General features: G+C 52.9%; 10 protein-coding genes. 9 read left to right on the top strand and 1 reads right to left on the bottom strand.

Features of this window, described 5'->3' with window-relative positions; all coding sequences use genetic code 11:
* Positions 1 to 124: 124 nt before the first annotated feature.
* On the bottom strand, positions 125 to 919 hold the full coding sequence (map, locus tag GV764_RS14960; protein ID WP_161660825.1) for a type I methionyl aminopeptidase: 795 nt from the start codon (positions 917 to 919) through the stop codon (positions 125 to 127).
* Positions 920 to 1,238: 319 nt separating this feature from the next.
* Here map and rpsB point away from each other — a divergent pair, with 319 nt between their 5' ends.
* From rpsB to bamA, 9 genes are all read left to right on the top strand, one after another.
* Entirely contained in the window at positions 1,239 to 1,964 is a 726-nt protein-coding gene (gene rpsB / locus GV764_RS14955; protein WP_002436951.1) for a 30S ribosomal protein S2, read from the top strand.
* Between the two features lie 119 nt (positions 1,965 to 2,083).
* Complete coding sequence (gene tsf, locus GV764_RS14950) at positions 2,084 to 2,935, top strand: translation elongation factor Ts (RefSeq protein ID WP_008501911.1); 852 nt, start codon at positions 2,084 to 2,086, stop codon at positions 2,933 to 2,935.
* Positions 2,936 to 3,073: 138 nt separating this feature from the next.
* Positions 3,074 to 3,799, top strand: a complete 726-nt coding sequence (pyrH, locus tag GV764_RS14945; protein ID WP_125293603.1) for a UMP kinase — start codon at positions 3,074 to 3,076, stop codon at positions 3,797 to 3,799.
* 169 nt (positions 3,800 to 3,968) lie between these two features.
* Complete coding sequence (gene frr, locus GV764_RS14940; protein ID WP_002436957.1) at positions 3,969 to 4,526, top strand: ribosome recycling factor; 558 nt, start codon at positions 3,969 to 3,971, stop codon at positions 4,524 to 4,526.
* Between the two features lie 126 nt (positions 4,527 to 4,652).
* Positions 4,653 to 5,849 (top strand): 1-deoxy-D-xylulose-5-phosphate reductoisomerase, encoded by a 1,197-nt coding sequence (ispC, locus tag GV764_RS14935; RefSeq protein ID WP_161660824.1) that lies wholly within the window; start codon positions 4,653 to 4,655, stop codon positions 5,847 to 5,849.
* Positions 5,850 to 6,037: 188 nt separating this feature from the next.
* Positions 6,038 to 6,796: a (2E,6E)-farnesyl-diphosphate-specific ditrans,polycis-undecaprenyl-diphosphate synthase gene (ispU, locus tag GV764_RS14930; RefSeq protein WP_161660823.1), complete on the top strand. Its 759-nt coding sequence runs from the start codon at positions 6,038 to 6,040 to the stop codon at positions 6,794 to 6,796.
* Between the two features lie 12 nt (positions 6,797 to 6,808).
* Entirely contained in the window at positions 6,809 to 7,666 is an 858-nt protein-coding gene (gene cdsA, locus GV764_RS14925) for a phosphatidate cytidylyltransferase (RefSeq protein ID WP_161660822.1), read from the top strand.
* Between the two features lie 11 nt (positions 7,667 to 7,677).
* Positions 7,678 to 9,030: a sigma E protease regulator RseP gene (gene rseP, locus GV764_RS14920; protein ID WP_161660821.1), complete on the top strand. Its 1,353-nt coding sequence runs from the start codon at positions 7,678 to 7,680 to the stop codon at positions 9,028 to 9,030.
* Positions 9,031 to 9,061: 31 nt separating this feature from the next.
* The gene (gene bamA, locus GV764_RS14915; RefSeq protein WP_161660820.1) at positions 9,062 to 11,458 is read left to right on the top strand and encodes an outer membrane protein assembly factor BamA; all 2,397 of its coding nucleotides are present in this window, start codon (positions 9,062 to 9,064) and stop codon (positions 11,456 to 11,458) included.
* Positions 11,459 to 11,463 lie beyond the last annotated feature (5 nt).

The raw sequence follows: 11,463 nt of genomic DNA, 5'->3' as shown, positions 1-11,463 counted from the left end.
GGACTGTGACAACAAAGTAAAAAAGTTACGCGCAAATAGAAAGGATCATTTTGTGATGGGCAACAGCGGAATACGGCATAGAGGATAAAAAAAACGGCCCTGAGACAGGGCCATTAATGTGCGCTTACGCGTCGGCGGTCAGTACGGCCGGGAGAGTGTCATCCTTACGCAGCGTCAGGATCTCGCAACCGGTTTCCGTCACGACAATGGTGTGCTCGTATTGCGCAGACAGGCTGCGGTCTTTGGTTTTTACCGTCCAGCCGTCTTTCATGGTGCGGATGCGGTAATCGCCCGCGTTGACCATCGGCTCGATAGTAAAGGTCATACCGGCCTGCAACACCACGCCGCCATCGTCAGCATCGTAGTGCAGCACCTGCGGCTCTTCGTGGAACACGCGGCCAATGCCGTGTCCGCAATATTCACGCACCACGGAGAAGCCTTCCGCTTCGACGAATTTTTGGATCGCCGCGCCCAGGGTGCGCAGACGAATGCCCGGTTTCACCATGCGCAGCGCCAGATAGAGACTCTCCTGGGTGACGCGGCACAGGCGCTCGCCCAGAATGGTCGGTTTGCCGACGATAAACATTTTCGAGGTATCGCCGTGGTATTCGTCTTTGATCACGGTAACGTCGATATTGACGATGTCGCCGTCTTTCAACAGTTTTTCATCGTCCGGAATGCCGTGGCATACCACTTCGTTAATCGAGATACAGACCGATTTCGGAAAACCGTGGTAGTCGAGGCACGCGGAGACCGCGTGTTGGGTGTTCACGATGTAATCGTTGCAGATCCGGTCGAGCTCGCCGGTGCTGATCCCTGGCTTAACGTGAGGTTCAATCATCTCCAGCACTTCGGCGGCAAGGCGGCCGGCGACGCGCATTTTTTCGATTTCGTCAGGGGTTTTAATAGAAATAGCCATGAATAACGTCCGCAGTTGTCGTTACGTCGACAAGATTTAAGCAAGTAATAACAATGTTAACAGGGCGGCAGGGCTGAGCCAAATTGAGATTTAATCTGGCTAACGCAGCGTGAACTACTGTTGGTGTCTTAACGGGTTTTATGGTATAAAGCGCGCCGGACTTCTGTTCCGCATTTACTACACGCTGCGGCGCAGAAGCGACATTCTCACTATGTGTAATAACACACACGTATCGGCACATATTCCGGGGTGCCCTTCGGGGTCGGTAATATGGGATACGTGGAGGCATAACCCCAACTTTTATATAGAGGTTTTAAACATGGCAACTGTTTCCATGCGCGACATGCTCAAGGCTGGTGTTCACTTCGGTCACCAGACCCGTTACTGGAACCCGAAAATGAAGCCGTTCATCTTCGGTGCGCGTAACAAAGTTCACATCATCAACCTTGAGCAAACTGTACCGATGTTCAACGACGCCCTGGCTGAGCTGAACAAAATTGCTGCTCGCAAAGGCAAAATCCTGTTCGTTGGTACTAAACGCGCTGCAAGCGAAGCTGTGAAAGAAGCTGCCGAAAGCTGCGACCAGTTCTTCGTAAACCACCGCTGGTTGGGTGGCATGCTGACTAACTGGAAAACCGTTCGTCAGTCCATCAAACGCCTGAAAGATCTGGAAACTCAGTCTCAGGACGGTACTTTCGACAAGCTGACCAAGAAAGAAGCGCTGATGCGTACCCGTGAGCTGGAAAAACTGGAAAACAGCCTGGGCGGTATTAAAGACATGGGTGGCCTGCCGGACGCTCTGTTTGTTATCGATGCTGACCACGAACACATCGCGATTAAAGAAGCAAACAACCTGGGTATCCCGGTATTTGCAATCGTTGATACCAACTCCGATCCGGATGGCGTTGATTTCGTTATCCCGGGTAACGACGATGCAATCCGTGCTGTAACCCTGTACCTGAACGCGGTAGCGACCACCGTTCGCGAAGCACGCTCTCAGGACCTGGCTTCTCAGGCTGAAGAAAGCTTTGTAGAAGCTGAATAATAAGGTTTTAGCCCTTATTTGACCGTGTATAGATAGGGGCCTTTTTATGGCCCCTTTTTCTCTTTTATATCTGCCTGGCGTTAACCGCCGGGTAGATCAAATCTCCCGAGGATTTAAGAATGGCTGAAATTACCGCATCCCTGGTAAAAGAGCTGCGTGAGCGTACTGGCGCAGGCATGATGGATTGCAAAAAAGCGCTGACCGAAGCGAACGGCGACATCGAGCTGGCAATCGAAAACATGCGTAAATCCGGCGCGATCAAAGCGGCGAAAAAAGCAGGCAACGTTGCTGCTGACGGCGTGATCATCACCAAGATCGACGGCAACTACGGCATCATTCTGGAAGTTAACTGCCAGACTGACTTCGTTGCTAAAGACGGTGGTTTCCAGGCGTTCGCGAACAAAGTTCTGGACGCAGCGGTTGCTGGCAAAATCACTGACGTTGAAGTTCTGAAAGCACAGTTCGAAGAAGAGCGTGTTGCCCTGGTTGCGAAAATCGGCGAGAACATCAACATCCGTCGCGTAGCTTCCCTGGAAGGCGACGTTCTGGGTTCTTACCAGCACGGCGCGCGTATCGGCGTTCTGGTTGCTGCTAAAGGCGCTGACGAAGAACTGGTTAAACAGCTGGCTATGCACATCGCTGCAAGCAAGCCGGAATTCGTTAAGCCGGAAGACGTGTCTGCTGAAGTGGTAGAAAAAGAGTACCAGGTTCAGCTGGACATCGCCATGCAGTCTGGCAAGCCGAAAGAAATCGCAGAGAAAATGGTTGAAGGCCGCATGAAGAAATTCACCGGCGAAGTTTCTCTGACTGGCCAGCCTTTCGTTATGGATCCGAGCAAATCCGTTGCTCAGCTGCTGAAAGAGCACAACGCTGACGTGACTGGCTTCATCCGCTTCGAAGTGGGCGAAGGCATCGAGAAAGTTGAGACTGACTTTGCAGCAGAAGTTGCTGCCATGTCCAAGCAGTCTTAATGCAGTAAGGAGCCGCCTGAGGGCGGCTCTGTTTTATCAGTAGAATATTCAGTTTGCTCCCAGTGCGCGCGGACTGAAAAGCGGCATATCATGTCGTCTCCAAACCATCCCATTCGTTGACAGTTCCAGGAAAGAAACATGGCTACCAATGCAAAACCCGTCTATAAACGCATTCTGCTCAAGCTGAGTGGCGAAGCGCTGCAAGGAGCAGAAGGCTTCGGTATTGATGCGAGCATACTGGATCGCATGGCGCAGGAAGTTAAAGAGCTGGTTGAGCTCGGCGTCCAGGTCGGTGTGGTGATCGGCGGCGGTAACCTGTTCCGTGGCGCGGGTCTGGCGAAAGCGGGCATGAACCGCGTAGTCGGCGATCATATGGGGATGCTGGCTACCGTGATGAATGGCCTGGCGATGCGCGATGCGCTGCACCGCGCCTATGTTAACGCGCGCCTGATGTCTGCCATTCCGCTGAACGGCGTGTGCGATAATTACAGCTGGGCGGAAGCCATCAGCCTGCTGCGCAACAACCGCGTGGTGATCCTCTCTGCAGGCACCGGCAATCCTTTCTTCACCACCGACTCCGCAGCCTGCCTGCGCGGCATCGAAATCGAAGCCGACGTGGTGCTGAAAGCCACTAAAGTGGACGGCGTATTCTCCGCCGATCCGATGAAGGATCCGGCAGCGACCCTGTACGATCAACTGAGCTATCAGGAAGTGCTGGAAAAAGAATTAAAAGTCATGGATCTCGCCGCGTTCACGCTGGCACGTGACCACAAAATGCCGATCCGCGTGTTCAATATGAACAAGCCGGGCGCGCTGCGTCGGGTTGTGATGGGCGAAAAAGAAGGCACATTAATCACGGAATAATTTCCGTAAGCGACAATTCCGGGTAAAATTCCGTTTCATTGTCGGTTCAGTTGGCGGATTATCTGCCGGGTGCCATGAATTAATCGGGCTATACTTATCACACTGCGTTTCACGTCGTCAGGCGAGCGTGTGTGGCCTGCCCAACTACCAGTTTTCAAGGACTCGTAACGTGATTAGCGAAATCAAAAAAGATGCTGAAGTGCGTATGGAAAAATGCGTCGAAGCATTCAAAAACCAAATCAGCAAAATCCGTACTGGCCGTGCTTCTCCAAGCCTGCTGGATGGTATTATCGTAGAGTACTACGGCACGCCAACGCCGCTGCGTCAGCTGGCAAGCGTGACGGTAGAAGACACCCGCACGCTGAAGATCAACGTGTTTGATCGTTCGATGGGCCCGGCGGTTGAGAAAGCGATTATGGCGTCTGATCTCGGTCTGAACCCAAGTTCTGCCGGTTCTGATATCCGTGTTCCACTGCCTCCGCTGACCGAAGAGCGTCGTAAAGATCTGATCAAAGTAGTGCGTGGAGAAGCCGAGCAGGCGCGTGTTGCGGTGCGTAACGTGCGTCGTGACGCTAACGATAAAGTAAAAGCGCTGCTGAAAGATAAAGAAATCAGTGAAGATGATGACCGCCGTTCCCAGGACGACGTTCAGAAAGCTACTGATGCCGCTATCAAGAAAGTAGATGCCGCGCTGGCAGAGAAAGAAACTGAGTTAATGCAGTTCTAATTTCTCGCCTTGCGAATGTGAACGCCGTACAGGAAAGCCGCTTAGCGGTGTTTTCTTACGGCGTTTTGCATTTAGACCACGTGTAACTTGCGTGATGACTTTTCCCTTTTCCTCACCGAGCGCCTGATGAAGCATTTGACCATTCTTGGCTCTACCGGATCTATCGGTTGCAGCACCCTTGACGTTGTTCGCCACAATCCACAGCAGTTTGCCGTCACCGCGCTGGTGGCGGGTAAAAACGTAACGCGCATGGCTGAGCAGTGCCTCGAATTCACTCCACGCTTTGCGGTGATGGATGACGAAGCCAGCGCATCGGCGTTGAAAGCGTTGCTGCGTGAAAAGGGGAGTGCAACTGAGGTGCTTTCCGGACGGCAGGCGGCCTGTGATATGGCGGCGCTTGATGACGTCGACCAGGTCATGGCGGCGATTGTCGGCGCGGCGGGATTATTGCCTACGCTTGCCGCCATCCGCGCCGGTAAGCAGATCCTGCTGGCGAATAAAGAATCACTTGTTACCTGTGGCCGGCTGTTTATGGATGCCGTCAAGCAGAGCGGCGCCCGCCTTCTGCCGGTAGACAGCGAGCATAACGCCATTTTTCAGAGTTTACCGGAAACAATCCAGCGTCAGCTGGGGTACGCTGACCTTGAGGAAAACGGCATTTCGTCGATTATCCTTACCGGGTCGGGCGGGCCTTTTCGCGAGACCGCACTGGCTGAACTGGCGGGAATGACGCCGGATCAGGCTTGTCGGCATCCGAACTGGTCGATGGGGCGTAAAATTTCCGTCGATTCCGCCACGATGATGAACAAAGGTCTTGAATATATTGAAGCCCGCTGGCTTTTCAATGCGCCAGCCAGCCGTATGGAAGTGTTAATTCATCCTCAGTCCGTGATTCATTCGATGGTTCGCTATGTGGATGGCAGCGTGCTCGCACAGCTGGGGGAGCCGGATATGCGTACCCCCATCGCCCATACCATGGCCTGGCCGGCGCGCGTGAGCTCCGGGGTGAAACCGCTGGATTTCTGCAAAGCGGGCCCGTTGAGCTTTGTTGAACCAGACTACCAACGCTACCCGTGCCTGAAGCTGGCGATGGACGCGTTTGAACAAGGTCAGGCGGCCACCACCGCCCTGAATGCCGCGAATGAAATTACCGTTCAGGCTTTCCTCGATCAGCAGATTCGCTTCACTGACATTGCTGCGCTGAATGCCCAGGTGTTAGGCACGATGCTCTTGTCTGAACCGCGCTCAGTGGATGAAGTGTTAGGCGTTGATGAGGAAGCGCGCAAGGTTGCGCATCAGGAAGTGATGCGCTTCGCAAGCTGATGATTATTCATCCCACAAAAGCCATGTTATTTGTTAGCGTCTGGCTTCAGTGATATAGTCTGCGCCACCCTAATTGGGGGTAAAAGGCTGTGAAGGCCGGGTTCGCCGTGGTAAACACGGCGTTTTTGTGTAGAGGCTTCAGTATTTCTGAGTACCGTTTACTCCTTATCGGGGAAAAAGAACGCGTTATGTTGTCTGCGAATCAACCAGTAAACGAAAATCTGCCTGCTTCAGGCGCCCGCCATGTGGCTATTATTATGGATGGCAACGGGCGCTGGGCGAAACGGCAGGGGAAAATCCGCGCCTTTGGGCATAAAGCGGGGGCTAAGTCGGTTCGCCGCGCCGTTTCGTTTGCTGCAAATCATGGTATCGATGCGCTGACTCTGTATGCATTCAGCAGTGAAAACTGGAATCGACCGGCTCAGGAAGTTAGCGCCTTGATGGAGCTGTTTGTGTGGGCGTTAGATAGTGAAGTCAAGAACTTACATCGTCATAACGTCCGGTTGCGCATCATTGGCGACACCAGTCGATTCAATACCCGTTTGCAAGAGCGTATTCATAAAGCCGAAGCCTTAACCAGTAAAAATACCGGCCTTACGCTCAACATCGCCGCGAATTATGGCGGACGTTGGGATATTATTCAGGGAGTGCGGCGTTTAGCTGAGCAAGTGCAGGAAGGGCTGTTGCGCCCGGATCAGATCAGTGAGGATTTGCTCAGCGAGCAGATCTGTATGCATGAGCTGGCTCCCGTAGATTTAGTGATTAGGACAGGGGGAGAGCATCGTATCAGTAACTTTCTGATTTGGCAGATCGCCTATGCGGAACTTTATTTTACCGATGTTCTTTGGCCTGATTTTGATGAACAAGACTTTGAAGGTGCATTGAATGCCTTTGCCAATCGTGAGCGTCGATTTGGTGGGACTGCGTCCGGTGACAATGAAGCCTGATGGGGGTAGCTTTTGCTGAAGTATCGCCTGATTTCTGCTTTCATTTTAATTCCGGTCGTCATTGCCGCACTGTTCTTTTTGCCGCTGATTGGCTTTGCGATCACCACGTTGGTGGTATGCATGCTGGCAGCCTGGGAGTGGGGGCAACTGAGCGGGTTTGTTAACCGTACGCAACGGGTGTGGCTGGCGGTGCTTTGTGGCCTGCTGCTTGCATTGATGTTGTTCACGCTGCCTGAATACCACTATGGCGTCGATATCGCGGTTGTTGAGGGCTCATTGTGGCTGTCCCTTTTCTGGTGGGTTGCTGCTTTGTTGCTGGTGCTTTTTTATCCGGCATCCGCCGCCTTCTGGCGCAACTCTAAAGCTCTGCGGCTGGTTTTCGGATTAATGACTATCGTGCCGTTTTTTTGGGGCATGGTGGCGCTGCGCGGCTGGCATTACGACGCCAACCATTACTACGGCGCTATTTGGCTGCTGTACGTGATGATTCTGGTGTGGGGCGCGGATTCCGGCGCGTACATGTTCGGAAAACTCTTTGGCAAACATAAGCTTGCTCCTAAGGTTTCGCCCGGTAAAACCTGGCAAGGATTTATTGGTGGCCTGTTTACCGCCGCGGTGATTTCCTGGATTTATGGCGTGGTGGTAAATCTGGAAGTCGCGCCGTCGACGTTGCTGATATGCTCGGTGGTGGCCGCGCTGGCCTCGGTGCTTGGCGATCTCACCGAAAGTATGTTTAAACGCGAAGCGGGTATTAAGGACAGTGGGAATCTTATCCCCGGCCACGGCGGTATCCTCGATCGTATCGACAGCCTGACGGCTGCTGTGCCGGTGTTTGCGTGTCTGATGCTGTTAGTTTTCAGAACGATTTAACGGAATAATCTATGCTGAGCATTCTCTGGAATTTGGCCGCTTTCATCATCGCGCTGGGTGTTCTAATTACTGTGCATGAGTTTGGCCATTTCTGGGTGGCTCGCAAAGCGGGCGTTCGCGTCGAACGCTTCTCTATCGGCTTCGGTAAAGCCCTGTGGCGGCGTACCGACCGTCATGGCACAGAATACGTTATCGCCGTTATCCCCCTCGGGGGATATGTCAAAATGCTGGATGAGCGCGTTGAAACGGTCATTCCGGAAATGCGCCATCAGGCATTCAATAACAAAACCGTCGGCCAGCGTGCGGCAATCATCGCCGCAGGTCCGATAGCCAACTTCCTGTTCGCTATCGTCGCCTACTGGCTGGTTTTTATGATCGGCATTCCCAGCGTTAAGCCTGTAATTGGTGAAATAACGCCCAACTCCATCGCGGCGCAGGCACAAATTGCGCCAGGCATGGAACTTAAGTCCGTTGAGGGTATCGAAACGCCTGACTGGGATAGCGTTCGTCTTGAGCTGGTGGCGAAAATCGGCGATGACAACGTGACGTTGGGCGTGGGGCCGTTTGGCAGTACGCAACAAACTAACAAAACGCTGGATCTCAAGAACTGGCATTTCGAGCCTGACAAAGAAGATCCGGTGGCGTCATTAGGCATCAGACCTTACGGACCGAAGATTGAACCGGTGCTGGCTGAAGTCCAGGCTGATTCAGCTGCCAGCAAAGCGGGTTTGCAAGCGGGCGACAGGATCGTTAAAGTCGATGGTCAGCCGCTGGCAAACTGGATGGCTTTCGTCACGCTGGTGCGCGACAACCCGGCGCAAAAGCTGGTAGTAGAGATTGAACGGCAGGGGAGTCCCTTGTCATTAACCCTGATTCCGGATACAAAATCCGGTAATGGGAAGGCGGAAGGGTTTGCCGGCGTAGTGCCGAAAGTGATCCCGCTGCCAGAAGAGTATAAAACAGTGCGCCAGTATGGGCCGTTTGCCGCTATTATCGAAGCCACGGATAAAACCTGGCAGTTGATGAAGCTGACGGTCAATATGCTGGGGAAATTGATAACCGGTGATGTCAAACTGAACAACCTCAGTGGGCCAATTTCGATTGCTCAGGGGGCAGGGATGTCAGCGGAGTATGGGTTGATCTATTACCTGATGTTCTTAGCGCTGATCAGCGTGAACTTAGGGATTATCAATCTGTTCCCGTTACCCGTTTTGGACGGTGGGCATTTGCTCTTTTTAGCGATAGAGAAGCTGAAGGGCGGGCCGGTTTCCGAGCGAGTTCAAGACTTTAGTTATCGCATTGGCTCGATTTTGCTGGTGCTGTTAATGGGGCTTGCACTTTTCAATGATTTCTCTCGGTTATAGAGAGCCAGGTTAGGAAGAGCGCATTACAACGATGGCGATTAAAAAATTGCTCATAGCGTCGCTGCTGTTCAGCAGCGCTACTGTATACGGTGCAGACGGTTTCGTAGTGAGAGATATTCATTTCGAAGGACTGCAGCGAGTCGCCGTTGGTGCGGCCCTCCTCAGCATGCCGGTCCGCGTCGGTGATACGGTTAATGATGAAGACATCAGTAACACGATCCGTTCGCTCTTTGCCACAGGCAACTTTGAAGACGTCCGCGTATTGCGCGACGGCGATACGCTGCTTGTTCAGGTAAAAGAACGGCCGACCATTGCCAGCATCACGTTCTCCGGCAACAAGTCGGTTAAAGACGACATGCTGAAGCAGAACCTGGAGGCTTCCGGCGTTCGCGTCGGTGAATCTCTTGACCGCACTACCCTTTCCGACATCGAAAAAGGTCTGGAAGATTTCTACTACAGCGTGGGTAAATACAGCGCCAGCGTAAAAGCCGTTGTGACCCCGTTGCCGCGTAACCGCGTGGATTTGAAACTGGTGTTCCAGGAAGGCGTTTCCGCAACCATCCAGCAAATCAACATCGTGGGCAACCATGCGTTTACCACCGAAGAGCTGATCTCTCACTTCCAGCTGCGCGATGAAGTGCCCTGGTGGAACGTGGTGGGCGACCGTAAATACCAGAAGCAAAAATTGCAGGGCGACCTTGAAACCCTGCGCAGCTACTATCTGGATCGCGGCTATGCGCGCTTCAATATCGATTCGACTCAGGTTAGCCTGACGCCGGACAAGAAGAGCATCTACGTGACTGTTAACGTCACCGAAGGCGATCAATACAAAATTTCAGGCGTGGAAGTGAGCGGCAACCTGGCTGGTCACTCGGCGGAAATTGAAACGCTGACCAAAATGCAGCCGGGCGAACTCTACAACGGCACCAAAGTGACCAAAATGGAAGACGACATTAAAAAGCTTCTTGGTCGCTACGGCTACGCCTACCCGCGCGTGCAAACTCAGCCTGAAATTAATGAGAATGACAAAACGGTTAAACTGCATGTCAACGTGGACTCGGGTAACCGCTTTTACGTGCGCAAAATCCGCTTTGAAGGCAACGACACCTCTAAAGATGAAGTCCTGCGTCGTGAAATGCGCCAGATGGAAGGCGCATGGCTGGGCAGCGATCTGGTCGATCAGGGTAAAGAGCGTCTGAACCGCCTGGGCTATTTTGAAACCGTGGACACCGATACCCAGCGCGTACCAGGCCAGCCGGATCAGGTAGACGTGGTCTATAAGGTTAAAGAACGTAACACCGGTAGCTTCAACTTCGGCGTGGGTTACGGTACCGAAAGCGGCGTCAGCTTCCAGGTTGGCGTACAGCAGGATAACTGGTTAGGTACCGGCTATTCAGTCGGTATTAACGGCACCAAAAACGATTATCAAACCTATTCTGAATTCTCCGTCACTAACCCATACTTCACCGTGGATGGTGTTAGTCTTGGCGGACGCATTTTCTATAACGACTTTAAAGCGGACGATGCCGATCTGTCCTCATATACCAACAAAAGTTATGGTGTAGACGGCACGTTGGGCTTCCCAATCAATGAATACAACACGTTGCGTGCAGGCGTAGGCTACGTCCATAACGACCTTTCCAACATGCAGCCGCAGGTGGCGATGGATCGTTATCTTGATTCGCTCGGTCAGAAAGGCGGTAGCGATCGCGGCTTTACCGCCGACGATTTCACCTTTAACTATGGCTGGACTTATAACAAGCTGGACCGCGGTTTCTTCCCGACTGAAGGCTCGCGCGTTAACCTGAACGGCAAAGTGACCATTCCAGGTTCTGATAACGAGTTCTATAAGCTCACTCTCGATACGGCGACCTATGTGCCGATTGATGATGACCACAAATGGGTAGTCCTGGGACGCACCCGTTGGGGCTATGGCGACGGTCTGGGCGGCAAAGAAATGCCGTTCTATGAAAACTTCTATGCAGGCGGTTCCAGCACCGTACGTGGTTTCCAGTCGAATAACATCGGTCCTAAAGCAGTTTATAAAGGTCCGAACGAAGATAACTGCGAAAATAGCGCATACTGTTCTTCTGACGATGCGGTAGGCGGGAACGCGATGGGTGTCGCCAGCCTGGAATTCATCACCCCGACGCCGTTCCTCAGCGATAAATACGCGAACTCGGTGCGTACCTCGCTGTTCGTTGATGCGGGCACCGTATGGGATACCAACTGGGACAACACCGCAGAAATGCGTGCGGCAGGCGTTCCGGACTACAGCGATCCCGCCAATATCCGCATGTCAGCGGGTATTGCCTTGCAGTGGATGTCACCGCTGGGTCCGTTGGTGTTCTCTTATGCGCAGCCGTTTAAAAAGTATGATGGAGACAGTGCAGAACAGTTCCAGTTTAACATCGGTAAGACCTGGTAATTGTT

The organism is Atlantibacter hermannii (assembly GCF_009907385.1).
GTDB lineage: Bacteria > Pseudomonadota > Gammaproteobacteria > Enterobacterales > Enterobacteriaceae > Atlantibacter > Atlantibacter hermannii_A.
Note: the sequence above shows the minus strand (reverse complement) of the source record. Positions and strands in the feature narration are given on the sequence as shown.